The organism is Pseudalkalibacillus sp. SCS-8, from assembly GCF_040126055.1.
Classification (GTDB): domain Bacteria; phylum Bacillota; class Bacilli; order Bacillales; family Fictibacillaceae; genus Pseudalkalibacillus; species Pseudalkalibacillus nanhaiensis.
The window spans coordinates 2,038,186-2,061,868 of record NZ_CP143541.1 but is presented as its reverse complement, the minus strand read 5'-3'; the positions used below and the strand labels follow the sequence as shown (position 1 = coordinate 2,061,868).

The following is a 23,683-nucleotide window of genomic DNA, read 5'->3' as shown; positions in this document are numbered from 1 at the left end:
TCATGTTAATGTCCTAGTAATATATGTGTAATATAAGGAAATTGTCCGGTTGGACTTAGTCTACTGCGTAAGGGGGGAAACCAATGGCCAACAAAGATGAAGTCTCCAGACGACAATTTTTGAACTATACCTTAACGGGTGTCGGTGGATTCATGGCTGCAGGCATGCTCTTACCGATGGTACGTTTTGCGATCGACCCTGTCTTAAAAGAAGGTGCCGGTCAAGATATGGTAGCTGTTGTCGAAGAGAGTAAACTTACACAAGAACCACAACGATTTACATTCAAAGTAAAACAAAAAGATGGCTGGTACGAATCTGAAGTCACACAGGCTGCTTGGGTGTACAAAGACAAAAATGGTGAAATCGTTGCATTATCGCCTATTTGTAAACACCTTGGCTGTACAGTAGACTGGGCAACGAACCCGGCTTATCCAAACCAGTTCTTCTGTCCTTGTCATGCTGGACGTTATACGAAAGATGGAACGAATGTACCTGGCACACCGCCGCTTGCGCCGCTTGATGTATATAAGAAAGAGGTAAAAGACGGCAAACTTTACTTAGGTCAAGCAGTACCACAGTAGAAAGGGGCGTAATCGATGTTACAAAAAATGTATGACTGGGTAGATGAACGTCTTGATATTACGCCTATGTGGCGAGATATTGCAGACCATGAAGTACCAGAGCACGTAAACCCTGCTCACCACTTCTCGGCGTTCGTTTACTGTTTCGGTGGATTGACGTTTTTCATAACGGTCATCCAAATCCTTTCTGGAATGTTTCTGACAATGTACTATGTTCCAGACATTATCAATGCCTATGAATCCGTTTACTATCTTCAGAACGAAGTAGCGTTTGGCGTTATCGTTCGTGGTATGCACCACTGGGGTGCGAGTCTGGTCATCGTAATGATGTTTCTACATACTCTACGTGTTTTCTTCCAGGGTGCTTACAAGAAACCTCGTGAATTGAACTGGGTTGTCGGAGTCTTGATCTTCGGTGTCATGCTCGGTCTCGGTTTCACAGGTTATCTATTGCCTTGGGACATGAAAGCGCTATTTGCAACGAAAGTAGGACTTGAAATCGCGGTTACGGTTCCTGTCATTGGACCAGCATTGAAAACATTGTTAGCGGGTGACGCGACGATAATCGGCGCACAAACGCTTACTCGATTCTTTGCAATCCATGTTTTCTTCCTGCCAGGTGCTCTTCTCGGGCTCATGGGAGCGCACTTTATCATGATTCGAAAGCAAGGAATTTCTGGACCACTGTAAAATATGCGATAGGATAAAGGAGGGAGAAAGATGCATCGTGGCAAAGGTATGAAGTTTGTCGGGGACTCCCGTATCCCTGCTGAACGTAAGCCGAATGTTCCTAAGGATTACTCCGAGTATCCTGGGAAGACGGAAGCGTTTTGGCCAAACTTCCTATTAAAAGAATGGATGGTCGGATCCGTATTCTTGATCGGTTATCTCATTTTGACAGTCGTTCATGAATCACCGCTTGAGCGTAAAGCGGATCCAACTGATGCAAGTTATATACCATTACCTGACTGGTATTTCTTATTCTTATACCAATTATTGAAGTATAAATATGCCGCTGGTGATTACACGTTGATCGGTACGGTTATCATGCCAGGACTGGCATTCGGAGCCCTTCTATTAGCTCCTTGGTTAGACCGAGGACCAGAACGACGTCCGAATAAACGACCTGTAGCAGTCGGATTGATGCTGCTTGCATTGATTTCGATCGTCTTCTTGACATGGGAATCAGTCGTCAACCATAACTGGGAAAAGGCTGAGAAACAAGGTAAGATTGTTGAAGTCGAAATCGATCAGTCTGCACCTGGGTATCAGGTTTATCAAGAGCAAGGGTGTATAGGGTGTCACGGAAACAACCTGCAAGGAGGTAGCGGACCTTCCTTGATTGGTACTGGACTTGCCCCTGAAGAGATCGCAGACATAGCTAAAAATGGTGTTGGCAGCATGCCAGGAGGCATCTTCAAAGGTACTGAGGATGAATTGAATCAACTATCCGAGTTCATCGCCGAACTTGAAAAGTAATAATGGATACGTATAAGGAGAGACTGACAGATATAGTCAGTCTCTTTTTACATAATGAAGATTTGACACTCCTTACGGGGGATGGAGTGATTCACAATCGGAAAAAACACTTCTTAAAGGAGCTTCAAGATGAATACTCTATTGATGCTTTTACGTCACCGTACATTCCTCTGGATGTTACTCATCATCAATATTCTCGGCACGATTTATGGCTACTACTGGTATGCAAGTCAACTGGAAAGGACCCCGTGGTACTTTCTGCCTTTTGTACCTGACAGCCCCACAGCGAGCTTATTTTTCGTATTTGTACTGATTGCGTTTTTGTTACGAAGAAATTGGCCGTTGATGGAAGCGCTGGCTGCCATCACATTATTCAAATACGGAATTTGGGCGGTATTCATGAATTTGTTCGGTGGATCGGTGAGCGGCACATTGACGTTCGTAAATTATATGTTGATATTTTCTCACTTGGGCATGGCGATCCAAGGGCTGCTGTATACGCCATTCTATAAAATCAAAAGACGCCATATCTTCATTGCAGCAATCTGGGTATTCCATAATGAAATGATAGATTACCTTTTTAATATGATGCCTACTTACTCAGTATTGGATGCGTATTATACTGAAATCGGGTATTTCACCTTCTGGCTCAGCGTTCTATCGATTTCGATCGTCTATCTATTAACGATCCGTCGCTCTTCTAGCAACGCTTTTATCCATCAATAGAAAGTTCGTTCTACTCTTGTCCTATCCTACATAAGATGAACTATAACTTGTACGACCGGACGTTTGGCATGATTCAGAAAGAAATGCTGGACACCTTGTATGAGGAAAGAGTTTTCTTTCTAGGAGGGACAAGTTTTTTATGAGACGGATATTCCTTACCTTATTAATTGCATGTTTCCTACAATTGCCAATGACAGTGTTCGCTGCTCACCAAGAAGAAAGTCCGTGGAAGAAGCTTGGAGAACTATCATTCAAAGCGTTGCAATTGACGAAGGCAGAGAAATATGCCGATGCGAAAGATGTCTTGATCTACTTTGGAGATGAGTTCGAAGAATTGTCGGACGATCAGAAGAAGTTATCGATCCATAATTTAAGGGTATTTACAACCAGTTATGAAGAATCAGTGAAAGCATTGACCAAAGCATCTGCATCGCATGAAGAAAGGGTGAATGCATTGATCGGTCTCCATTTGGTCGTAGATGCGGTTCATTCCACCCATCAGCCTCTCTGGAAATCAACCAGGTCGGAAATCTTCTCAACGATTGAAAAGATGAAAGAAGCAGCAACCGATCAGGAGCTTCAAGCATTTTATACGTACTTCAATCAGTTCTTGACCAAATATAATAAGATATACGCTGCCTTAAGTGTCGATCTGCCCCCAGACCTCCTGAACCGGATTGATTCCTATATCAGCTATCTGGACGAGAATCGAGCGCTGATCGTGACGACTGACCATCAAATCCAACAGATCCATACGATTGAGACTGCCTTGATGGATGCCTATGACCTGAATAGGCAGGACAGTGCTGATCCATCCATCTTATGGCTAATCTTTACTGTCGGTGGCGGCATCATTTCTACATTATTTTATGTAGGTTGGAGAAAATATTCAGGAGAAAAGAAGGCGATCCAAACGTTCTCGAAACAGAAAGAGTATAATCGTTTCCGTTAAAGACGGAAACGTAGACGGTAAGTTCAAATGGAGGGATAAATCATGTTCATCGTCTATTTCCTCTTGTTGTTAGCCATCCCTTTATGGGCCCAATTCAGAGTGAAGAAGGTATACAGCAAGTATGCGAAAATGCCTTCTTCCTTAGGAATGTCAGGGGCGGAAGTCGCTCGGAAAATCCTGCATGATAACGGCATTCATGATGTGCGTATCGAACCAATCAGAGGACGGTTGTCTGATCATTATGATCCCCGTTCTAAGGTCGTCCGTTTATCGGAGGATCATTACTATGGCCATTCGATTGCAGGTACGGCAGTCGCTGCACATGAAGTCGGGCATGCCATTCAGCATGCAGAACACTATGGACCACTCAGGGTCCGGCATGCATTGGTTCCCGTGGCTTCAATCGGTTCTAATCTTTCATACATCCTCATCCTGATCGGAATTCTTCTAGGAGCTGCTGATTTGATTCTTCCAGGCATTTTGTTGATGGCGGGGGCTGTATTGTTTCAACTAGTAACCTTACCGGTTGAATTCAATGCCAGTAACCGAGCGATGAACCAAGTTGTACAGCTCGGCTTGATTCGGAATGACGAAGAACGACAAGCACGAAAGGTATTGAATGCAGCAGCACTTACGTATGTGGCTTCTGCTCTCGTAGCAGTATTGGAATTGGCAAGGTTCGTGCTCATATTCCTCGGTATGAACCAATCGGATTGACACCAAGTCTCAATGAGTACCCGACTTTGAGAAAAAGCTCGATTTATTGTTTGGTTTCTCTTAGTTTTTATTAGTGAGATTCAGAAGCATAAGGCGGCGACTCCAGCGGGAAAAGCAACAGCTGAAGACCCCGCAGAGCGAGGGATTAAGGTTCTTCGACTAACAACCACCACGTCCTGTGGTGAACGTCGAATTCACCACATCCTGTGGAAGTGAGGCTGAAGCGTTTGTCCAGCTCCATCGCCTAGGTGCTCGAGGTCGCTTCGATTCCTTCAAAACACTAATAGTGTTTTTTATAAGGAATCTCCAGCGCTTGTCGCACCTGAACAAGGCGATTCCGCATTTCTTAACCCGCGGAAAGCGTCCGCCTGAAGCTGTTCAAAAACAACAACATTCTTTAACGGAGCCATTAATTAAAGAGAAAGGATTGCAGACCATGTCTGCAATCCTTTTTTAATCGTGTAACGGATTTTTGTTTTCGTCGAGTGTGAAGCCTTCTCCAAGTACATCATGAACATCGTTGACGGCGACAAACGCATGAGGATCAATCTGCTGTATCAAGTTCCTTAAGCGGAAAATTTCATTCCGGGCAATGACACAATAAAGGACTTCTTTTTGATATCCCGTAAATGTTCCTCGTCCATTAAGTATGGTGGCACCACGGTCCAACTCTTTGATGATTCTGTTAGCGATTTCTGCATTTTTTTCGGAAATGATCATTGCAGCCTTTGCAGCGTATGCACCCTCTTGGATGAAATCAATAACCCTTGCCCCTACGAAAACCGCTACCAATGTATACATGGCTTCCTTGTAATTCAAATAGGTGACTGTGGCCGATAGGATGACAAATGCATCGAATAGGAACATCGTCTTACCGAAACTCCATCCTACATATTTATTGACAAGCCTGGCGATGATGTCGACTCCGCCAGTCGTTCCACCGTATCTGAAGATGATTCCAAGCCCAATTCCAATGAAGACGCCTGCGAATAACGCAGCTAATGTCAAATCTTCATGCAAAGGAATGGACAGCCGGATATGATATTGGAATATCCAGAGGAAAAGGGATACTGCTACTGTTCCGATTATCGTATAAATGAAAGCATTCCTACCTAGCAGTCTCCAACCGATCAGGAATAATGGAATGTTCAAGACAAGGTTTGATATTGCCGGATCGATTTCGAATAAGTTATACAAGATCAACGTGATCCCGGTGAAGCCGCCTTCTGCGAGGTTGTTTTCAATATTGAAATGGATGATGCCAAAACTGAAAATCGCAGCTCCTAATAAAATGAAAAAGATGTTTTTAAATTTGATTTTAAGCAAATGTTCAACCTCCATTCTGGTCTGTCTGTTGATTGTCTTAGGGTTTGGTCATAATAAGCCTTGAAACTATTCTTTCCAACCTTATTGAATATGACTACCTAATCAATCTATCCATGTCTCAAACATTTGTCAAACGGTTTCGATTTAGCTAACATGAAGAGGAGTATGAAATGAGGTGGAATCATGGACGAACGAACAATGAAAGAAATGCAGAAAGCCGTTGATGACTATATCGGTCAATTCAAGGAAGGCTATTTCAGCCCTTTAGCCATGCTTGCAAGAATGACAGAGGAACTTGGTGAACTGTCCCGTGAGGTCAATCATCGATTCGGAGAAAAACCGAAAAAGGATTCCGAAAGCGAAAAGGCAATGGAAGAAGAACTTGGTGATCTGTTATTCGTCATCATCTGCTTTGCGAATTCGTTACATATAGACTTAGACGATGCTCTTCGCATCGTTATGGATAAATTCAACCAAAGGGATAAAGATCGTTGGACAAGAATAGAGGAGGAAAATGTATGAGTGAACAGATGATCCGTGTCCTCATCGCAGGACCGAGAGGAAAGATGGGGAAAGAAGCTGTCAAAATGGTGAAAGAGACCGAACATTTTTCATTGGTAGCTGTCATTGACAGGAAAAATGGCGGTAAAAAGCTACGAGAGTTAGAAGGACAACCTGATATTGATGTACCGGTCTATGATGATTTACGTACCTGTGTTTCTGAAGTTGAAGCGGATGTTCTCATCGACCTTACACGACCTGAAGCCGGTAAAAAGCACCTTGAGATCGCCTTGGAGTATGGTATCCGTCCTGTTGTCGGCACGACTGGCTTCTCAGATGAAGATATCGAGGACTATAGCCGAATAGCAGAAGAAAAAGAGATTGGTGCAGTCATTGCTCCTAATTTTGCAGTAGGTGCAATCTTGATGATGAAATTCGCTCAGATGGCAGCAAAATATATGCCAGATGTTGAAATCATTGAAAAGCATCATGATCAAAAGCTGGATGCCCCATCAGGAACAGCGATGAAAACCGCTCAAATGATTAAAGAAGTACGCGCTTCAAAAAAACAAGGACATCCGGATGAAAAAGAGGATCTACAAGGTGCCCGAGGCGGGGATTATGACGGCGTACGTGTTCATAGTGTCCGTTTACCTGGACTCGTTGCGCATCAGGAGGTACTGATGGGAGCGACTGGACAAACGCTTTCAATTCGCCATGACACAATCGACCGAAGTGCATTCATGCCTGGCGTTAAGATGGCTGTCGAAATGGTCATGAAACTCGATATCCTCGTCTACGGATTGGAAAACCTTATGGAGTAGGAGAACAGATATGAACATTGCATTGATTGCTCATGATAAGAAGAAACAAGATATAATCAATTTCACTGTAGCTTATACACCAGTTTTAAAGGATCATTCATTATTTGCGACGGGAACAACGGGAATGAAAATCGCTGAAGCGACAGGTCTTGAGATTCATCGTTTCCAATCAGGTCCTTTAGGCGGTGATCAACAGATTGGCGCAATGATCGCAGACAATAAAATGGACCTTGTCATTTTCTTCAAAGATCCGTTGACTGCACAGCCGCATGAGCCTGACATTGCTGCGCTTATCCGACTATGTGATGTGTACCAGATCCCTTTGGCTTCCAATATGGCGAGTGCGGAAATTTTCATCCATGCGCTTGAAAGAGGGGACTTGGATTGGAGAGAAATCATCCGTAAGAGGGGTGAAGAAGAAGCATGACACCAACATTGGACATCCTTGCTTTCGGTGCACATCCTGATGATGTGGAAATCGGGATGGCCGGAACACTCATCCTTCATGCGAAGAAAGGCTATAAGACGGGTATTTGTGATTTGACAAGAGCGGAATTGTCTTCCAATGGGGATGTAGATCTCAGACAACAGGAAGCCAATGAGGCTTCAGGTATTCTAGGTTTGAGTGAACGGATCAACCTTGGCTTTCCGGATCGTGGATTGGTTCATAAGGAAGAATTCATTAAGAAGATTACTGAAACCATACGCACTTATGCGCCTAAAATCGTATTCATCCCTTATCCGAAGGACCGGCATCCGGATCATGGTAATTGTACAAAGCTCGTGGAAGAAGCTCTCTTTTCTGCAGGAATCATGAAGTATGAAACAGAGGGGAAGCTTCCTGCACATAAAGTAGAGCAGGTCTATTATTATTTCATCAATGGTTTTGACCATCCGACCATGATTGTGGATATCACTTCAGTCAAAAAACAGAAAATGGATAGCCTGAAAGCCTATAATAGTCAATTTACAACAGTAGAAGGCGGAGTTGTAACACCATTGAACAACGGCTATCTGGAAACGGTGGAAGCAAGGGACGCATTATTTGGAAAAGAAGCAGGAATACGGTATGCAGAAGGCTTCCATACGAAAAGACCAATCCGGATGGATAACCTGTTAGGAGAATCATCATGAGAAAATTGAAAATCGGTATCACATGCTACCCGACAGTCGGAGGGTCAGGTGTGGTCGCAACAGAACTCGGAAAGATGCTCGCGAAAGAAGGTCATGAAATCCATTTCATCACTTCAAGTATTCCTTTCAGACTTGAGAAATTTTATTCAAACATCCATTTCCACGAAGTTGAAGTGAATCAATATTCCGTATTTCGCTACCCTCCGTATGATTTGACGTTAGCGAGCAAAATGGCTGAAATTGCAAAGCGTGAGGAGCTTGACCTCCTACACGTCCATTATGCTGTCCCTCATGCCATCTGTGCGTATTTGGCAAAACAGATGGTTGGAGACCATCTGAAGATTGTTACAACCCTTCATGGCACAGATATTACGGTACTCGGATATGATCCTAGCTTGAGTGAATTGATCAAATTCGGGATTGAACAATCTGATTCAGTGACAGCAGTCTCAAATAGTCTGATTGAACAGACCAAAGTATTGCTTGGTACGAAAAAGGACATCACCTGCATTCATAATTTCATTGACGAGAGTGTTTATTACAAAAAATCATCAAGCAACCTGCGTGAAGAATATGGCATAACTGAAGACGAGAAAGTCATCATCCATGTTTCAAATTTCCGTGGTGTCAAACGAGTGCCGGATGTCGTCAAAACATTCCACACGATCCGCAAGGAACTCCCTGCAAAACTGTTATTAATCGGAGATGGCCCGGAGTTGACGGTTGCGTGCAGGCTGACAAGGGAGCTCGGGATTGAAGATGATGTGTTGTTCCTGGGGAAGCAGGATAACATTGCTGAACTCTTTTCCATTAGTGATTTGAAGCTTCTCTTGTCTGAAAAAGAGAGTTTTGGCCTTGTTCTGCTCGAAGCGATGGCATGCGGTGTACCGGTTGTGGGTACGAACATCGGGGGAATTCCAGAAGTGATTGAAGATGGTGTTACTGGATTCATTTGTGAAGTCGGAGACTTGGAGGATATAAGCTCGAAAGCATTGGATATCCTTAAAGATGAAAGACTCCACCAAACGATGTCAGAACATGCCATCCAGCATGTCCATAATCGCTTCCATTCAAAACGGATCGTCAAGGAATATCTGGATGTTTATTTGAAAACACTCGGAATTCAATCTGTCGAAGTGTAGAGGTGAAAGCATCTTGTCGATGACTAAAGCGCAAAAGATTATCGAAACGCTGCAGGCGAACGGATTTAAAGCCTATATCGTAGGAGGCGTCGTTCGTGATCGTCTTTTAGACAAGTCGTTAGGGGATATCGATATTGCGACCTCTGCTCATCCAGAGGATGTGATGCGGATCTTTCCGAAGACGATTCCGATCGGTCTTTCTCATGGGACTGTCATCGTCAGAGAAGATGGAGAATCCTTTGAGGTGACCACCTTCAGGGCGGAAGGCGAGTATGAGGATTATCGTCGCCCTTCTGATGTCGAGTTCCACGATTCCATTGAGGAAGATTTAGCTCGGCGTGACTTCACCATCAATGCGATGGCGTTGAAGCAGGATGGTACGATCATCGACCCGTATGGTGGTAAACAAGATCTACTGGACGGTATCATCCGAGCAGTAGGCGATCCTTTTGAACGGTTTCAAGAGGATCCGCTTCGTATGATGCGGGGGATTCGCTTTCATTCGTTACTAGGATTTACATTACATGAAGATACACTCGCTGCCTTGATTGACCGCGCCCATTTACTTGAAAAGATATCTGTAGAACGGATCAGGGAGGAATTCGAGAAGCTTCTTGCAGGTGCTCATGCAGAAGTTGCCCTTAAGCTACTGATCGACAGTGGAATGAGCAAGCACCTCCCACACGGTCCTTACTCGTTGGACAAGAAGGAGTATGATTTTGACTGGAAAATACTGTATGATGATGTCCAAAGGTGGTCGGGTTTTCTATTGAGGATCAAGGTCGCTGATCCTTATGATTGGTTAAAAGCTTGGAGGCTTCCGAATCAAAAACGTGCCCGTGTAGACAGCATAATCCGACTTGTCCGTTCCGACATCGATTTTCAAAGTCCTGTGAACCTTTATATGCATGGATTGGAAAGCTTGGAAGCCGTACATAAAGTCAAAGCCTATCTCGGAGAAAAACCTCACGTAACAATCGAAGAAATGAGGGAGAGCTTTACTCGCTTGCCGATCCAGGAACGGAGTGAGTTGGGAATCGATGGCAATGATCTTAAGGAGATCTGCAATCGGAAGCCTGGACCATGGATTGCGAGCTTGCTAGAACAAATTGAACAACGTGTCCTGGAAGGATCGATTAAAAATGATCCTTCTGAAATTAAGGAGTGGATTACAAAGTGTCATCAACTACCAGAGAACGACTGATCAGTCTCCTCTCAGAATCCGACGGATACTTATCCGGTCAGAAATTAAGCCAAATCATCGGGTGTTCACGAACAGCAGTCTGGAAGCATATCGAGGAGCTTCGAAAAGAAGGATATGTCGTAGAAGCGGTCCAAAAAAAAGGCTACAGGATCATCGAGAGACCGAACAATCTCAATCCTGGTGAAATCAAGCATCAGCTGAAAACCGAGAAATTTGGCCATACGATTTATTATGAATCTCAAGTCACATCTACACAGGAGCTTGCTCATAAGCATGCATTGGACGGTACCGAGGAAGGTTCGATCGTGATTGCAGATGAACAGGTATCCGGAAAAGGACGGTTAGGTCGAGCGTGGCATTCTCCGAAGGGATCTGGAATCTGGATGAGTATTATCCTTCGACCGAACATCCCTCCTCAGAAGTCACCACAACTCACCCTGCTGGCAGCAGTGAGTGTGGTTCAAGGAATTGAAGAAGTAACTGGGTTGAATGGACAAATCAAATGGCCGAATGACATTTTAATCGATGGAAAAAAAGTGGTCGGAATCCTCACTGAACTTCAGGCTGAAGCCGATCGCATCAATTCAGTGATCGTGGGTATCGGGATCAATGTCAATACACCACGAGAAGCCTTTCCAGAAGAGATCGCCAATACTGCGACGTCCTTGAAGGTCGAAGCAGGGGAAGAAATTGAGAGGGCTAAGCTCGTTCGCGCAATCCTCGAGAAGATGGAGAAACTTTACCTTCTCTATCTTGAGCATGGTTTTGCGCCGATCAAATTGCTTTGGGAAGGGTCAGCAGCTAGTCTTGGCAAAAGAGTACGTGTACGGACGATTACAGGAGTACTGTTTGGAAGGGCTCAAGGGATTACGGAAGAAGGTGTCTTGCTCGTCGAGGATGACGAGGGGACGGTTCACCGTGTCTATTCTGCCGACATAGAACTTCCCCATAATACGTAAAATTCTGCTATAATGGTTTTGTAGGCGGTATCGTATAGGACGAACTGCACTTTTCTTACCCATTCGATCACAATCATTTCAAAATTTATTCTGCCTTGATCCCACAAAGGACATGGACAGAGGGATGAAAGTTGTAAGCGTTTCATATCCTTCTTTCAGCATGTCTGAAAGAAGGTTTTTTACATGGAAGGAACATGTTGTCCATATTCTTTCTGTTTGCTTTCATCTTCCTCTGAATAAGTAAGGAGGAGAAGAATGAAAAAGACAAGTGACTTTAGAAAAATGAAAGAACAAGATGAATCGATCGTGATGTTGACGAGCTATGATTATCCATCAGCTAAGCTTGCTGAACAGGCAGAGGTAGACATGATATTGGTTGGGGATTCTCTTGGCATGGTTGTCCTTGGCTATGAATCGACCATCCCAGTCACCCTTGATGATATGATCCATCATACAAAAGCGGTGAAGCGCGGTGCTCCAGACACCTTCATCGTTACAGATATGCCATTTCTCACCTATCACACCTCAGTATCGGATGCATTGAAGAATGCTGGTCAGTTGATGCAGGCAGCTTCCGCCGATGCCGTTAAAGTTGAAGGGGCAGGGGAAGTGATAAAGGTCATTGACAGGTTGACGGCTGCAGGTATCCCTGTGATGGGGCATCTAGGACTCACACCACAATCGGTAGCTGTCTTAGGCGGATATAAGGTTCAGGGGAAGGATTCAGAAGCTGCAAGGCAGTTGATAAACGATGCCAAAGAGATCGAAGCGGCAGGTGCGTTTGCTCTTGTCCTTGAATGTGTCCCTCGTCAATTGGCAGAGGTCGTCAGCCGTGAGTTGAACATTCCTACCATTGGAATTGGTGCGGGAATTGGTACGGATGGTCAAGTGCTCGTCTATCACGATTTAATTGGGTATGGGTCACACCATGTTCCTAAATTCGTTAAACAATATACGAATGTTGCTCTACAGATTGAGGAATCGCTTAAAAAGTATGTGAAGGATGTACGGGAGAGACAATTCCCTGAAGAGCGACACAGCTTCACGATGAAAGAGGATCAGCTTGCCTCACTTTATGGGGGGAAAGTATGAAGGTCATACGTAACATCAATGAGATGCAGCAAATCGTGAAAGATTTGAAAATACAAGGAAAAGAAATCGGGTTTGTCCCTACAATGGGATTTTTGCATGAGGGGCATATTTCCCTTATTGAGCGGGCAAGGAATGAAAACGATCTCGTCGTGACAAGCATTTTCGTGAACCCGCTTCAATTCGGACCGAATGAAGACTTTGATCAATACCCGAGAGACTTTGAAAGAGATGAAAGGCTTGCGAGAGAACGGGGGACGGACATCCTTTTCTATCCTTCCGCCGAGGCCATGTACCCAAAAGGAGCTGGTACGGTAATGAAGGTGACTTCCCGTACCGATGTTCTTTGTGGCGAGAAACGTCCAGGCCATTTCGATGGCGTCGTCACAGTATTGACGAAGCTTTTCCATATCATTCAACCAGACCGTGCCTATTTCGGACTGAAGGATGCGCAACAGGTTGCGGTCGTGGATGATCTCATCAGGTCCTACTTCTTTCCGGTTGAACTGGTCGCTTGCCCAACAGTCCGGGAGGAAGACGGACTGGCGAAAAGCTCAAGAAATGTCAATTTAAGCACGGAAGAACGAAAGGCGGCTCCGAAGCTTTATGAACATCTTCTCTCTGCACGTAAGTTGGCGGAGGAAGGAGCCGATGTCGAGACGGTGCGATCCCAGCTATTGTCTGAACTTGATCAGATGGCTTTGGGCGAGACGGATTATGTCCAAATCTTATCTTATCCGGGATTGGAAGCTGTCCAAACCTTCGATCAACCGACAATCATTGCGTTGGCGTACCGTTTCCAGAAGGCCCGTTTGATAGACAATATCATCATTCGTTAACGATAAATGTTCATGTAGGAGGAGAAAACAATCATGTTTCGTACGATGTTGAAAGGTAAAATCCATAGAGCAAGGGTAACAGAGGCGAATTTGAATTATGTCGGCAGTATCACAATCGATGAAGATATTCTCGATGCTGTGGATATGCTTCCAAATGAGAAGGTCCAAATCGTCAATAACAACAATGGAGCCCGATTTGAAACGTATATCATTCCAGGTGAGAGAGGGAGCGGTACGATCTGCTTGAATGGAGCTGCTGCTCGTCTCGTCCAGGAAGGGGATGTCGTCATCATTCTGAACTACACGATGGTGACAGAAGAGGCGGCAAGAACTCACCAACCAACCATTGCGATTATGGATGAGAACAACAAGATCATCGAAAAAATCAGCGCTGAGCCAGCATCAACGATCCTTTGATCATTTAGCCAATTGTATAGCGCAAGGGATTTTAAGGCTGTCGAGCATGTCTCGACAGCTTTTTCTAATTGTTTTACATGTTTTAGAAAGGTAATCTGATGATTTTACTGCTAATTTGAGGATTAGACCAGGATTTTAGCAGTGTTTATCTACAAAAACAGAAGATTTTCCTGCAAAAAGTGAAATGATCTACGAAAAGAAATTATCTACGGAAATGAAGAATTATCTACAAAAATTTAAATTTATCTACAAAAAGCAAAAATGATCTACAAAAACGAAGAATCACCAAACCGGTCCATTCTCCACTACAAAAAATAAAAGCATACACTCCCAATCAAGACTTGCATGGTTCAGCCCATTCGTCGTCATTGCAGAATTGGTGGAGGAAGCGTAAAATAAGACGAGAGGAAACACGAGATGGAGATGGCGGTCATGCCGCTACAGTTTATTGGCTTGTTTCGACCATGGTTTGGGATTGCCCTTACCAGGTTTCTTTCTTTTTGAGGTGAAATGATGAACAATCGTTATGTCGTATTAGACTTGGAAACAACGGGACACTCCCCGAAACATAAAGATCGAATCATCCAGATTGGTTTGGTCGTCATCGAAGAAGGATCGATTGTGGATCGATTTTCGACATATCTTAATCCGGAAATTCCGATTCCGACCTTTATTACATCCTTGACCGGAATTGATCAGAAAATGGTTTCTGAGGCACCTAAATTCGATGACGTCGCGCCCCGTCTTTTGAAAATTCTTGATGGAGCCTGTTTAGTCGCCCATAATATCAAATTTGATTTGAATTTCTTGAATGCTGAGCTTGAAAAAGCGGGTTATTTCGAATGGCGTGGGATGTCACTTGATACAGTAGAGCTTACGAGAATCCTCATGCCGAACTTGGATTCCTATAAACTTTCACAGCTGTCAGAAGCACTGGAGCTTACCCATGAAAACCCCCACCAAGCGGATAGTGATGCTGAAGCGACAGGCTATCTTTTGATACAATTATTGGATCAATTACGTTCATTGCCACTATTGACGCTTCAGCGTTTACTTCCTTTAGTGAAAGGTATGCACAGTGATGTCGCGGACCTTGTTGAAGCTCAAGTGGAAAAAAAGCTTACTCAGCTCGAAGAAGATGAACCAGAGTTAGAAACCTATCGGCAGCTTGTTTTGAAGAAATGGGCCGCCATCGAAAAGGAAGACGATCCTATAGACGAAACGCTTTCCCACCACGAGGTTGAAAAGCACCTGGGACAAACGATGCCGGATTATGAAAAGCGTCCTGCTCAGGTGGATATGATGGATGCGGTCGGGGAGGCACTGGAAGAAGGACGTCATGCCTTGATCGAAGCAGGGACGGGTATCGGTAAATCGATGGGGTATCTGATCCCTGGTTTGTTGAATGCTAAGAAAACCGGAAGACCGCTTGTTGTCAGCACCCATACGATCCAGCTGCAAGAACAGCTGCTTGACAGGGATATTCCTTTATTGCAAAACATGGTGCCATTCGATTTCCAAGCGACAGTGCTCAAAGGAAGGAACCATTATCTCTGCTTGAGGAAATTCGAACAGCAGCTTGATCAGATTTATGATAACAACTATGATGTTTTGCTGGCCAAAGCCCAGTTGCTCGTATGGTTGACAACGACAGAGGAAGGCGATATCGAAGAGTTGAACCTTCCATCAGGCGGTCAGTTATACTGGCATCAAGTGAAAAGTGATGCCAATTCTTGTCTCAACCATAAGTGTCCGTGGTTCTCGAGATGCTTCTACCATCGCTCAAAACGTGAGGCTTATGATGCGGACATCATCATTACTAATCATGCGCTTTTATTTACCGATCTTGTCAACGATCATTCATTGATTCCGGGCTATCAGGAAGCGATCATTGATGAGGCGCATCACCTTGATGACGTAGCAAGTGACCACTTCGGACTTCAAACGGATTACTTTTCGTTCCACCGACTTTTGGATCGACTCGGTATTTCGGAAGACATGAACGTCAATCTCTGGACGAAGCTGGAAAACGTATTGAAGACCCTCGATATTGATTACAACAAAGAGGATTTGTTGACGGTCATGAGGGACTTGAAAGTGGAAATCGATCAATTGTTCAGCATGATGAAAATCTATATACTTGCAAAAGGCCAAAAGAAATCGGAGATCGGTAAAATCAATTTCCGTTTTGCGATTGATGATCTCGACCCTGAATGGTATGCCCATTTAAAGGAAGTTTTTGCGAGAGTCCAATTGATGACCAATGATGTGTTGCGAGATGGCAGGGATTTGATCAAAAAAGCTCAGAAGAAGGAAGAACATCTCACAGTAAGCCAAAAAGGGACACTTGTGGACTATACGGGGCTCATGAACAGGTTGGATGAAGAAAGATCGACGCTTGCACACATGATCCTCTCATCCAATGAAGAGGAAGTATGCTGGCTGGAGACGGATCCTGGGGGAGCGAAGAATGCTGTTTCCATGTACAATCAACCGATTGATATTTCGGACAGGTTGGCTGCGGATTTTTTCGGGAAGAAAAGGAGTATCATCCTCACTTCCGCTACTTTGACGATCCGCAATCGTTTCAACTTTGTTCTGGACCGTCTTGGTATGGGAGAAGATACGCAGACAGTAAAACTGAACTCACCATTCGATTACAAAAATCAGTCCAAAATCATGATTCCGACGGATCTTCCGATGATCAAGGAAGTGTCGACAGATTCATATGCTTCGACGATTGCTGGGAACATTTATCGTATCGCACATGTGACGGAGGGGCGGATGCTTGTCCTGTTCACAAGCTACGACATGCTGAAGAAAACGTATTATTCCTTTAAAGAGTATGCTGAACCTGAGGATTTTTCACTGATCGGTCAAGGAATTGATAGCGGCAGTCGAGCAAGGCTTACCAAGCACTTCAAACAGATGGACAAGGCCATCTTATTCGGAACGAGCAGTTTTTGGGAGGGTGTGGACATACCTGGGAATGATCTTTCCTGTTTGATTATCGTCCGTCTTCCTTTCAATCCACCAGATAATCCTGTCATGGAAGCACGAAGTGAACAGCTGAAGAAACAAGGAAAGAGCCCGTTCATGGAATTGTCTCTGCCCCAGGCGATCATTCGTTTCAAACAAGGGTTTGGACGTCTGGTCCGTTCATCGTCTGATCGGGGAGCGGTATTTGTTTTTGATCGAAGGATAGTAACGACGAAATATGGTAATTTGTTCATCCGTTCCCTTCCTGAAGTGCCCGTACAACAAGGAACGATGGATGAATTGTTGGACGACCTGGAGCAGTTCATCGATTAAGAAATTGACCTCCGCATACACTAGGAATAAGATACCGTTTAATGCGGAGGGATCCATGTGTATGCGAAGCCGTTGATCGTTTTCTTTTTGTTTTTGCTTATGCTTCTTTTCAGTGCCATTCCGGTTAGTGATGAGCCGGTATTTTTTATGACGGAAGAATCGAAAGGGAATGCCATCAAAGAGTTGGATCTGAACCTTAAGGCGGATGATATCGCGATATCCTTCCTGGAACTGGATAGCGGAGAAGCTGCTTTAATACAGGATGAGAAAGGACACCACGTTCTCCTTAATACGGGCAGTTCAACATCCCTCTCTCAATTCAAGCATCAATTGAAGATTTTCAACGTAAAGAAGATCGATGCGTTGATCATTACGAATGCTGGTAAGCAGTATACAGGTAATTTAGGGTGGCTGGTTGATGAAATGGAGGTTGGATCCATTCATACATCTGAACTGATCGCAGATGAGCTGATGAAGGAGTTCGAATTGTCCAGAAATAAAATCAAACCTCTTAAACAGGGGGATGAATGGACGGTTTTCCATAAGCTCAATGTCCGACTTCTGACGGTCGAGACGAGGAGCGAGTACAATGAAGGTGGTCTCGTCCTTCTCATGGAGTATGGTACCCACCGTTTCCTTTATATGGGTGTATCGAATATGGAAATCGATCGTTCATTGATTCAGAAAGGACCACTGGATATCTCTCTTCTTAAAATAGGAGGATTCGGTCATTATTTCGGAACGAGTGAAGAACTGTTGAATCATATTGAACCTGAAGTTGCCGTCCTTTTCAAGAGGAAAGGGTATATCGCAAGTGATGAAGTAATCGATCGGTTGGATGAACACTGGATTGAAGTGCTGAAGCCTTTTGAAGAGGGAATAGTCATGGTGAAATGGAACAAGACAGCCTATGAAATCACTCAAGTTCCTTTGTTCAAACCTGAAATGGCTTATTCAGCAAAGAATTAGGTATTGAAAATCATCCGGTTTTCATTGAAAATACAGGTAGGTTAAGAAAAAGAAAGGGCTGACTTGCACAAGTCAGCCTAAAAAAGGTGTAGGGAAGGAAGATTATATTGCAGCCGTCTCATGGAGGCTGCTTATTGATCGATAGTCTTATTCTTCCCTCCATTGATCGAGTTATTAGTAAAAATGAGCAACAATTAATGGGGTGTACTGGTAATGGAGAGCAAAATTGAAATCTTGTCGACGGTAAAAGTCCAATCCACTCCGGACCTATACAAAATCGTTGACGCATTGAATCGTACATTAAAGCATCAGGATTTGATGTTCGGCTTAGCACTTGATAAAGAAGATCAAGATAAAATGGTATTCACCATCTATCGTACATAGGTGATCAGTATGAAGAAAATCGTTTATACCGTCGGAACCATCATTGTTGGAACCTTTCTACTCGGTCTCACTTATTATTATTATGTATGGAATGAGCATGGCGATGAGCAACAGAACAGTATCGCGGTTGCTGAACAGGAATACGGCATCAGCGAGGTCATGGACATCAATCATTATTACGGCTCATATGCAGCCTATGATGTCATTCATGCAAAGAAAGAAGGAGAAGAACGGATCATTTTTGTTCCATTGGACAAAAATGGGGATTTGCAGATGATTGATGGGAAGGAAGGATGGGATCGGAACAAGGTGAAACAATACGTACGACAAGAACTTTCACCTGATCGGCTTGTCTCCATCCGTTTGGGATTGGAAAAGTTCAGAGAAACCTCTCCTTTCATACCAGTATGGGAAATCGTCTACGAGGACAGTGGGAGTCAATATACATTCCACTACATCAGATATGATGATGGCACACACTTCAAAACATACAAGATGAAGAAATCGTAATGGTTACAAAATTCCTGGAGGTTAGAATATGAATTTAGCAAAACGTGTAAAAGCATTGACACCCTCAAGTACATTGGCGATCACCGCAAAAGCGAACGCTTTGAAGGCTGAAGGACATGATGTGATTGGTCTCGGTGCCGGTGAGCCGGATTTCAATACACCGGAGCATATCATCGATCGAGCAGAATCGGCAATGCGGGAAGGATTCACGAAATATACACCAGCTAGTGGGCTGGCTCAGTTGAAGAAAAGCATTGTTGATAAACTTCAAGCTGATCAGAAGCTCCAGTACGACCCGAGTGAAGTCATTGTAACGACTGGAGCGAAGCATGCGCTTTATACATTATTCCAAGCCATTCTAGACGAGGGGGATGAAGTTGTCATCCCTACGCCGTATTGGGTAAGCTATCCGGAACAAGTGAAACTTGCCGGAGGTGTCCCTGTCCATATTGAAGGGAAAGAAGAAAATGGCTTCAAAGTCACTGCTGATCAGCTGAAACAGGCGATAAGCAGCAATACGAAAGCGTTGATCATCAATTCACCTTCAAATCCGACAGGCGCCATCTATACCGCGGAAGAATTGAAAGCGTTAGGAAAGGTTTGTGTCGAACATGATCTGATCATCGTTTCAGATGAGATTTACGAGAAGTTGACATACTTCGGGGAAACACATACCTCGATCGCACAGCTTTCGCCTGAATTGAAAGAACGAACGATCATTATCAATGGTGTCTCGAAATCTCATGCGATGACGGGATGGAGAATCGGTTATGCTGTCGGAAACAGGGACATCATCCAGGCGATGACGAACCTTGCGAGCCATAGTACATCCAATCCGACCTCGATTGCTCAATTCGCTGCTATTGCGGCATATGATGGCCCACAGGAGCCAGTGAATGAGATGAAGGAAGCGTTTGAAGGACGGCTCAACAAAGTGTATGACCAATTGATTCAAATTCCGGGATTCAGATGCGAAAAGCCGAAAGGTGCATTCTATTTGTTCCCGAACGTGACCGAAGCGGTGGAAATGACAGGATTTGATTCCGTCGACAGCTGGGTTGAGGCGCTTCTTGAATATGAAAAAGTTGCACTTGTACCTGGCAGCGGATTCGGATCCCCGGATAATGTCCGTTTATCCTATGCGACATCCCTGCCGGTCCTGGAGGAAGCGCTCGATCGAATCCGAAGCTTCATGGAGAAGCATCAGAAATAGAGCCGGTTGTTTATCGGCTCTTGTTTATGTACAATATAAAAAGCTGAAGAAGCAATAAATCATAGGAACACATCAGATTGGTGGAGGGAACAATCGTGAAAACCACAGTTCAATTATTACGTAATCATATTGATGAGCAAGTGACCATCGGAGCATGGCTTGCGAATAAAAGATCCAGCGGTAAGATTGCATTTTTACAATTAAGGGACGGTACTGGATTCGTCCAAGGCGTCGTTGTAAAAAGTGAGGTCGACGAACAGATCTGGCATACAGCGAAAGAGATTACTCAAGAAACGAGCCTATATGTGACAGGTACAGTCAAGAAGGATGACCGTTCACCGACTGGAGTAGAATTGGTCGTTACGGATATCGAAGTCATTTCCGAATCGGTCGACTATCCGATCACACCGAAAGAACACGGTACGGAATTCTTGATGGACAACCGTCATCTATGGCTGCGTTCCAAAAAGCAGCATGCAATCATGCGTGTAAGAAACGAAATCATTCGCGCTACATATGAATTCTATAATAAAGAAGGATTCGTCAAAATCGATCCGCCGATTTTGACAGGCAGCTCCGCTGAAGGAACCACCACGCTGTTCCATACGCGTTATTTTGATGAAGATGCTTATCTTTCACAAAGTGGACAACTCTATATGGAAGCGGCAGCGATGGCATTCGGTCGAGTCTTTTCGTTCGGTCCGACATTCCGTGCCGAGAAATCCAAAACTCGCCGACACTTGATCGAGTTCTGGATGATCGAACCAGAAATGGCGTTCGTCGAGCATGAGGAAAGTCTGGAAATCCAGGAACAGTATGTTTCGTATCTTGCACAATCCGTATTGGAAAATTGCAAGATCGAGCTGGAGACGCTTGGACGGGACATTTCGATGTTAGAAAAAATCAAAGCACCATTCCCACGCATTACGTATGATGATGCGATCAAACTGTTGAAAGAAAAAGGTTTCGATGATATCGAATGGGGCGAAGATTTCGGAGCACCGCATGAAACGGCTATTGCAGAAAGCTATGACAAGCCTGTCTTCATCACACATTATCCGAAAGACATTAAAGCCTTCTATATGAAGCCTGACCCTGAACGTGACGAAGTCGTATTGTGCGCGGACCTTATCGCACCGGAAGGATACGGCGAAATTATTGGGGGAAGCCAACGGATCGACGACCTTGAGTTAATGCAGAAGCGTTATGAGGAGCATAATCTATCACCAGAAGCTTATGAATGGTATTTGCAATTACGTAAATATGGCAGCGTTCCTCATTCAGGCTTCGGATTAGGATTGGAGCGGACAGTCGCATGGTTGTCCGGAATTGAACACATCCGTGAATCCATTCCATTCCCACGTTTGTTGAACCGTCTCTATCCATAAGCCTTTAAATTGAATGCCTCCGCAACGGCGGGGGCATTTTCATTTTCGTAGCGGAACCTATCGTGCCAATAGCGTCGAACTGTTATAATAAGAGGGAGGTGTCAGAGATGAGAAAAGAAAGCTTTATCCAATGGATGGAGATGGGAACGGTATCCATCCCGAATGCATTATTAATGAATTATCACAAGTTAGGCCTTGACGAAGAAGAAATGATGGTATTGATACATATGCATTCCTTCATAGAAGGAGGAAACTATTTTCCGACTCCTGAGGAGCTGTCCTCAAGGATGGCTGTTTCCACGCATCATTGCATGCAGCTTTTGAGGTCGTGCATCCAGAAGGGCATGCTGAAGATCGAAGAGCATGATGATCCTGTCCAGCATATCCATTCTGAAACGTATACGCTAAGACCGCTCTGGGAGAAATTGATCCGTGCTTTGGAAGAGGATCAGGTCGAGCGTACACAACAGGAAAAGCAACAAGAAGAGATGCAGATCTACTCGATTATGGAGAAAGAGTTCGGAAGGCCATTATCCCCCATTGAATGCGAGACGATGAACATGTGGCTTGACCAGGATGGGCATGACCCGGCTATCATCATCTCTGCATTGAAAGAAGCGGTTTTATCAGGAAAATTGAACTTCCGTTATATCGACAGGATTTTGTTCGAATGGAAGAAAAATGGCATTCAGACAGTCGAGCAGGCAAAACAATATGGTGAGAAATTCAGGCAGCAAAAATACAAACGGACGCCGACGACAGATTCTAAACAATCGCCTTCCACCGATTTCCCTTATTACAATTGGTTGGAACAATCCTAGCAAAGGACGAGATATGGTATGTTGACGAAGAAGCAAATAAGAGAAGTTCTGGACGAAATGGGGAATATGTTTCCTGAAGCCCACTGCGAACTGAATCACTCGAATCCGTTTGAATTGACCATAGCGGTCCTATTATCCGCACAATGTACGGATGCCCTAGTCAATAAAGTGACTCCGCGATTATTTGAAAAATACAAAACCCCTGAAGATTATCTGGCGGTACCTCTTGAAGAATTGCAGGAGGACATACGCTCGATCGGTCTTTTCCGTAACAAAGCGAAGAATATCAGAAAATTGGCCGAGATGGTGATTCATGAATATGGAGGAAACATCCCTGATAATAGGGATGAACTCGTCAAGCTCCCAGGTGTCGGGCGAAAAACAGCAAATGTCATCGTTTCTGTTGCTTACGGCATACCTGCCATTGCGGTTGACACGCATGTCGAACGGGTTTCAAAACGTCTGGGAATTTGCAGATGGAAGGACAGTGTTTTAGAGGTTGAAAAAACATTGATGAGAAAAATTCCCGAAGAAGAATGGTCGGAAACACACCACCGTCTGATCTTTTTCGGCCGTTATCATTGTAAGGCACAAAATCCTCAATGCACGGTATGCCCACTGTTATATTTGTGCAGAGAAGGGCAGAAGCGTATGAAGAAAGTGAAGGAAAATGTCTGATCGTACATCGGAACAATCAAAACTGTTTCATCACCCTTTGTTTTTCAACGAGGCGTTCACAAAAGAAAGGGAAATCGACGACATAAAAGAGCTTGCTTCCATCCCGTTTCTGCTCGATTTTAAATTCCAGCAAAAAAAGGCGGGACTGGTCGTTACAAATGAACTCATCGATCATCTCTTCCGATTATGGCGAAGCGAAAAAGAAAAGATTGCAGCCTCTTTCAAGAACCGAGATCGCCACGCTGCAAAGCCTGCCATGATAAAAGGAATCGGCTGGTTCATTACGATTCTGTTTTGGATCAACGGACAGCGTGTCGCACGTTTGACCCACCTCGTTGAAGACTGTTCTTCCCTTCCTGACCAGCCCTTTAATTTGAAGGAACGGTTGATTTTTATCCTCGAAAACCCGGATCATTACCTCGCTTATATTCAATTGACCGAACTATACGATGAACTTGAGAAGAAGTGGATGATGAACCTGCGAAAAAAAGAGCATATGGACAGGAAATGACAACATA

Annotated in this window: 26 protein-coding genes; 25 read left to right on the top strand and 1 reads right to left on the bottom strand. The window is 44.2% G+C overall.

All coding sequences use genetic code 11. The features are described 5' to 3' along the window. Nucleotides 1–83 precede the first annotated feature (83 nt). From V1497_RS10770 to V1497_RS10745, 6 genes are all read left to right on the top strand, one after another. On the top strand, nt 84–581 hold the full coding sequence (locus tag V1497_RS10770; protein ID WP_349407560.1) for a ubiquinol-cytochrome c reductase iron-sulfur subunit: 498 nt from the start codon (nt 84–86) through the stop codon (nt 579–581). Nucleotides 582–596: 15 nt separating this feature from the next. Further along, nucleotides 597–1,271, top strand: a complete 675-nt coding sequence (gene qcrB / locus V1497_RS10765; RefSeq protein WP_226549444.1) for a menaquinol-cytochrome c reductase cytochrome b subunit — start codon at nt 597–599, stop codon at nt 1,269–1,271. Nucleotides 1,272–1,301: 30 nt separating this feature from the next. Continuing rightward, nucleotides 1,302–2,060, top strand: a complete 759-nt coding sequence (locus tag V1497_RS10760) for a menaquinol-cytochrome c reductase cytochrome b/c subunit (RefSeq protein ID WP_349407559.1) — start codon at nt 1,302–1,304, stop codon at nt 2,058–2,060. Between the two features lie 129 nt (nt 2,061–2,189). Further along, nucleotides 2,190–2,786 (top strand): DUF1405 domain-containing protein, encoded by a 597-nt coding sequence (locus V1497_RS10755; RefSeq protein ID WP_349407558.1) that lies wholly within the window; start codon nt 2,190–2,192, stop codon nt 2,784–2,786. Between the two features lie 139 nt (nt 2,787–2,925). Beyond that, entirely contained in the window at nt 2,926–3,738 is an 813-nt protein-coding gene (locus tag V1497_RS10750; protein ID WP_349407557.1) for a sporulation protein YpjB, read from the top strand. A 39-nt stretch (nt 3,739–3,777) separates the two neighbouring features. Next, nucleotides 3,778–4,455, top strand: coding sequence for a zinc metallopeptidase (locus tag V1497_RS10745; protein ID WP_349410797.1), 678 nt, complete (start codon nt 3,778–3,780; stop codon nt 4,453–4,455). Between the two features lie 453 nt (nt 4,456–4,908). Here the strand turns inward: V1497_RS10745 and V1497_RS10740 are convergent, their stop codons facing one another. Beyond that, entirely contained in the window at nt 4,909–5,796 is an 888-nt protein-coding gene (locus V1497_RS10740; protein ID WP_349407556.1) for a YitT family protein, read from the bottom strand. 168 nt (nt 5,797–5,964) lie between these two features. On the opposite strand from V1497_RS10740, the gene V1497_RS10735 reads away from it, so the two are divergent. From V1497_RS10735 to V1497_RS10645, 19 genes are all read left to right on the top strand, one after another. Beyond that, nucleotides 5,965–6,303: a nucleotide pyrophosphohydrolase gene (locus tag V1497_RS10735; protein ID WP_349407555.1), complete on the top strand. Its 339-nt coding sequence runs from the start codon at nt 5,965–5,967 to the stop codon at nt 6,301–6,303. After that, nucleotides 6,300–7,106, top strand: a complete 807-nt coding sequence (gene dapB, locus V1497_RS10730; protein ID WP_349407554.1) for a 4-hydroxy-tetrahydrodipicolinate reductase — start codon at nt 6,300–6,302, stop codon at nt 7,104–7,106. The genes V1497_RS10735 and dapB overlap by 4 nt, the downstream gene beginning before the upstream one ends. A gap of 10 nt (nt 7,107–7,116) precedes the next feature. Beyond that, nucleotides 7,117–7,533 carry a methylglyoxal synthase gene (gene mgsA, locus V1497_RS10725; protein ID WP_349407553.1) on the top strand — a complete coding sequence of 139 codons (417 nt, stop codon included), beginning with the start codon at nt 7,117–7,119 and terminating at the stop codon, nt 7,531–7,533. After that, nucleotides 7,530–8,240 carry a bacillithiol biosynthesis deacetylase BshB1 gene (bshB1, locus tag V1497_RS10720; protein ID WP_349407552.1) on the top strand — a complete coding sequence of 237 codons (711 nt, stop codon included), beginning with the start codon at nt 7,530–7,532 and terminating at the stop codon, nt 8,238–8,240. Before mgsA ends, bshB1 begins: the two co-directional genes overlap by 4 nt. After that, nucleotides 8,237–9,382: an N-acetyl-alpha-D-glucosaminyl L-malate synthase BshA gene (gene bshA / locus V1497_RS10715; RefSeq protein ID WP_349407551.1), complete on the top strand. Its 1,146-nt coding sequence runs from the start codon at nt 8,237–8,239 to the stop codon at nt 9,380–9,382. Before bshB1 ends, bshA begins: the two co-directional genes overlap by 4 nt. A gap of 19 nt (nt 9,383–9,401) precedes the next feature. After that, nucleotides 9,402–10,586 carry a CCA tRNA nucleotidyltransferase gene (locus V1497_RS10710; protein WP_349410796.1) on the top strand — a complete coding sequence of 395 codons (1,185 nt, stop codon included), beginning with the start codon at nt 9,402–9,404 and terminating at the stop codon, nt 10,584–10,586. Then, complete coding sequence (locus tag V1497_RS10705) at nt 10,559–11,545, top strand: biotin--[acetyl-CoA-carboxylase] ligase (RefSeq protein WP_349407550.1); 987 nt, start codon at nt 10,559–10,561, stop codon at nt 11,543–11,545. Before V1497_RS10710 ends, V1497_RS10705 begins: the two co-directional genes overlap by 28 nt. Nucleotides 11,546–11,800: 255 nt before the next feature. Next, nucleotides 11,801–12,637, top strand: coding sequence for a 3-methyl-2-oxobutanoate hydroxymethyltransferase (gene panB, locus V1497_RS10700; protein WP_349407549.1), 837 nt, complete (start codon nt 11,801–11,803; stop codon nt 12,635–12,637). After that, nucleotides 12,634–13,473, top strand: a complete 840-nt coding sequence (gene panC, locus V1497_RS10695; RefSeq protein ID WP_349407548.1) for a pantoate--beta-alanine ligase — start codon at nt 12,634–12,636, stop codon at nt 13,471–13,473. The genes panB and panC overlap by 4 nt, the downstream gene beginning before the upstream one ends. Nucleotides 13,474–13,506: 33 nt before the next feature. After that, entirely contained in the window at nt 13,507–13,890 is a 384-nt protein-coding gene (gene panD / locus V1497_RS10690) for an aspartate 1-decarboxylase (RefSeq protein WP_349407547.1), read from the top strand. Between the two features lie 510 nt (nt 13,891–14,400). After that, nucleotides 14,401–17,202, top strand: coding sequence for an ATP-dependent DNA helicase DinG (dinG, locus tag V1497_RS10685; RefSeq protein ID WP_349407546.1), 2,802 nt, complete (start codon nt 14,401–14,403; stop codon nt 17,200–17,202). Between the two features lie 57 nt (nt 17,203–17,259). Beyond that, complete coding sequence (locus V1497_RS10680) at nt 17,260–18,171, top strand: hypothetical protein (protein ID WP_349407545.1); 912 nt, start codon at nt 17,260–17,262, stop codon at nt 18,169–18,171. Between the two features lie 213 nt (nt 18,172–18,384). Then, on the top strand, nt 18,385–18,555 hold the full coding sequence (locus V1497_RS10675; RefSeq protein ID WP_349407544.1) for a YpmA family protein: 171 nt from the start codon (nt 18,385–18,387) through the stop codon (nt 18,553–18,555). Between the two features lie 9 nt (nt 18,556–18,564). Further along, entirely contained in the window at nt 18,565–19,065 is a 501-nt protein-coding gene (locus tag V1497_RS10670; RefSeq protein ID WP_349407543.1) for a hypothetical protein, read from the top strand. 28 nt (nt 19,066–19,093) lie between these two features. After that, nucleotides 19,094–20,278 (top strand): pyridoxal phosphate-dependent aminotransferase, encoded by a 1,185-nt coding sequence (locus V1497_RS10665; RefSeq protein WP_349407542.1) that lies wholly within the window; start codon nt 19,094–19,096, stop codon nt 20,276–20,278. Nucleotides 20,279–20,373: 95 nt separating this feature from the next. Beyond that, entirely contained in the window at nt 20,374–21,666 is a 1,293-nt protein-coding gene (gene asnS, locus V1497_RS10660) for an asparagine--tRNA ligase (RefSeq protein ID WP_349407541.1), read from the top strand. Between the two features lie 107 nt (nt 21,667–21,773). Then, nucleotides 21,774–22,487: a DnaD domain-containing protein gene (locus V1497_RS10655; RefSeq protein ID WP_349407540.1), complete on the top strand. Its 714-nt coding sequence runs from the start codon at nt 21,774–21,776 to the stop codon at nt 22,485–22,487. Between the two features lie 18 nt (nt 22,488–22,505). After that, nucleotides 22,506–23,165: an endonuclease III gene (nth, locus tag V1497_RS10650; protein ID WP_349407539.1), complete on the top strand. Its 660-nt coding sequence runs from the start codon at nt 22,506–22,508 to the stop codon at nt 23,163–23,165. After that, entirely contained in the window at nt 23,158–23,676 is a 519-nt protein-coding gene (locus tag V1497_RS10645) for a YpoC family protein (RefSeq protein WP_349407538.1), read from the top strand. Before nth ends, V1497_RS10645 begins: the two co-directional genes overlap by 8 nt. Nucleotides 23,677–23,683 lie beyond the last annotated feature (7 nt).

Bases quoted from the DNA above. Each gene is read 5' to 3' on its own strand.
- V1497_RS10755 (WP_349407558.1), top strand. From the start codon at position 2,190: ATGAATACTCTATTGATGCTTTTACGTCACCGTACATTCCTCTGGATG.
- V1497_RS10655 (WP_349407540.1), top strand. From the start codon at position 21,774: ATGAGAAAAGAAAGCTTTATCCAATGGATGGAGATGGGAACGGTATCC.
- V1497_RS10670 (WP_349407543.1), top strand. From the start codon at position 18,565: ATGAAGAAAATCGTTTATACCGTCGGAACCATCATTGTTGGAACCTTT.
- qcrB (WP_226549444.1), top strand. From the start codon at position 597: ATGTTACAAAAAATGTATGACTGGGTAGATGAACGTCTTGATATTACG.
- V1497_RS10770 (WP_349407560.1), top strand. From the start codon at position 84: ATGGCCAACAAAGATGAAGTCTCCAGACGACAATTTTTGAACTATACC.
- panB (WP_349407549.1), top strand. From the start codon at position 11,801: ATGAAAAAGACAAGTGACTTTAGAAAAATGAAAGAACAAGATGAATCG.
- bshA (WP_349407551.1), top strand. From the start codon at position 8,237: ATGAGAAAATTGAAAATCGGTATCACATGCTACCCGACAGTCGGAGGG.
- panC (WP_349407548.1), top strand. From the start codon at position 12,634: ATGAAGGTCATACGTAACATCAATGAGATGCAGCAAATCGTGAAAGAT.
- V1497_RS10760 (WP_349407559.1), top strand. From the start codon at position 1,302: ATGCATCGTGGCAAAGGTATGAAGTTTGTCGGGGACTCCCGTATCCCT.
- V1497_RS10675 (WP_349407544.1), top strand. From the start codon at position 18,385: ATGGAGAGCAAAATTGAAATCTTGTCGACGGTAAAAGTCCAATCCACT.
- bshB1 (WP_349407552.1), top strand. From the start codon at position 7,530: ATGACACCAACATTGGACATCCTTGCTTTCGGTGCACATCCTGATGAT.
- nth (WP_349407539.1), top strand. From the start codon at position 22,506: ATGTTGACGAAGAAGCAAATAAGAGAAGTTCTGGACGAAATGGGGAAT.
- panD (WP_349407547.1), top strand. From the start codon at position 13,507: ATGTTTCGTACGATGTTGAAAGGTAAAATCCATAGAGCAAGGGTAACA.
- V1497_RS10645 (WP_349407538.1), top strand. From the start codon at position 23,158: ATGTCTGATCGTACATCGGAACAATCAAAACTGTTTCATCACCCTTTG.
- dinG (WP_349407546.1), top strand. From the start codon at position 14,401: ATGATGAACAATCGTTATGTCGTATTAGACTTGGAAACAACGGGACAC.
- dapB (WP_349407554.1), top strand. From the start codon at position 6,300: ATGAGTGAACAGATGATCCGTGTCCTCATCGCAGGACCGAGAGGAAAG.
- V1497_RS10750 (WP_349407557.1), top strand. From the start codon at position 2,926: ATGAGACGGATATTCCTTACCTTATTAATTGCATGTTTCCTACAATTG.
- V1497_RS10740 (WP_349407556.1), bottom strand. From the start codon at position 5,796: ATGGAGGTTGAACATTTGCTTAAAATCAAATTTAAAAACATCTTTTTC.
- V1497_RS10735 (WP_349407555.1), top strand. From the start codon at position 5,965: ATGGACGAACGAACAATGAAAGAAATGCAGAAAGCCGTTGATGACTAT.
- mgsA (WP_349407553.1), top strand. From the start codon at position 7,117: ATGAACATTGCATTGATTGCTCATGATAAGAAGAAACAAGATATAATC.
- V1497_RS10665 (WP_349407542.1), top strand. From the start codon at position 19,094: ATGAATTTAGCAAAACGTGTAAAAGCATTGACACCCTCAAGTACATTG.
- V1497_RS10710 (WP_349410796.1), top strand. From the start codon at position 9,402: ATGACTAAAGCGCAAAAGATTATCGAAACGCTGCAGGCGAACGGATTT.